Raw genomic sequence first — 1,355 nt, 5'->3', positions numbered from 1 at the left:
TGATAAGCAATAAGTATTGAATATTATCTAGTATCTATGTTTTGGCTAAAGCCCGTTTCTATTGAATGCTGAGCCTGTAGAATCCCTGATGCTTATTTTCTCTTTACATTGGAATTATTTTTATCATATACCATTCTCCGGTATCATATTATTCTTAATCTATCTACTTTCCATCCCTTACTTTAATTCTTCATAATCCACTTTCTGTTTTTAAATAATCTTACGTTTTGGCTAAAACCATTGGGATTTTTGTTTATTGTAAAGTAGACTAAAGCCCGTTTCTGTTGAATATTGGTTGTATAAAATAGTAACTTATATAGCAATCAACATATTGATATTTTGCTGTTCTTACTTTCGTCTTCTATTGTTATTTTATAAGGAACTCAAAGGTTGAAAGATAATACTGGTGAGTAGAGATTGCTTGGATCTCTACGAGATGATAAAGAATGGAGTGTACAGACAAGCTAAAGTATATACAAGCATTCATTATTCCTTATAGATTACCCATTGCCCATTACTCATCATAAAAATATCCTCTCTCAATCTTGCAAAAGTATCTATCGTTTATAAATGATCTGTCTTTTATAATTATTTACTTCCTGGGATTGATAATTGAAACCTTACAAAACTAAATTGAGAATGGCTGATGTTGAATAAGTCAAGGGTTGAAAAATAAGAAGAAAGCAGATAGATGCAGAATCATCTTAAAAAGCTTTAAAGAGTTTTGTCTGTTACTTAAATTGTTAATGTACTAATTGTTGGTTACCGCTATAAAACTCTATTTGCTTTTTCTGCAGCTTGAAAATCTCTTTAAAAGTCTATAGCATGATTAGATCCAGAGATTTTCTGAGCTTCATCATTTATTATCATTCATATTATATATTATTTCCAGAGGAATTGTTTTCCAAATCACCTAGTTTCTAATACCAGGCATCTATTGTATTATAATTATGACTCTCAAATTTTAAAAGCATAATAACTATATGCGGCATATTCTGCTTTGCTTTTTCATATTTCAGATTATTAATGCTGGTTGTGGATAAGTATACTTTATAATTTAAATATAATCATATCAATAAGTTAATGTATAAACTTACCCACAATTGTAATATTGGTGTAAACTTTATGTTAAATAAGTTTGCGTGGTAAAGGAGAAGTCTCTATCTTTGCCCCACTGAAAAACGAGAGAGATTCAGTAAGCGCAGAAGAGCTTTTAGATAAGCAGAAACATTATATACTCCGAAAGATAAAGACGGAAAAAAACTTTCACTTTTTACTTTAAAAAGTTGCGGGTTAAAATAAAGTTTGTATCTTTGCAGTCCCAATAAAACGGGAGCGCAGGAGTAGGGAGATTG

General features: G+C 30.3%; 1 protein-coding gene. It reads right to left on the bottom strand.

Going from position 1 to position 1,355, the window contains the following annotated elements; all coding sequences use genetic code 11:
* Positions 1–1,160: 1,160 nt before the first annotated feature.
* A partial coding sequence (locus DRF65_RS29055; RefSeq protein WP_228439010.1) for a hypothetical protein occupies positions 1,161–1,355 on the bottom strand: 195 nt, incomplete at its 5' end.

It is taken from the genome of Chryseobacterium pennae (genome assembly GCF_003385515.1).
GTDB classification, from domain to species: Bacteria; Bacteroidota; Bacteroidia; order Flavobacteriales; family Weeksellaceae; genus Chryseobacterium; species Chryseobacterium pennae.
This window is presented reverse-complemented; position numbering and strand designations above follow the sequence as displayed.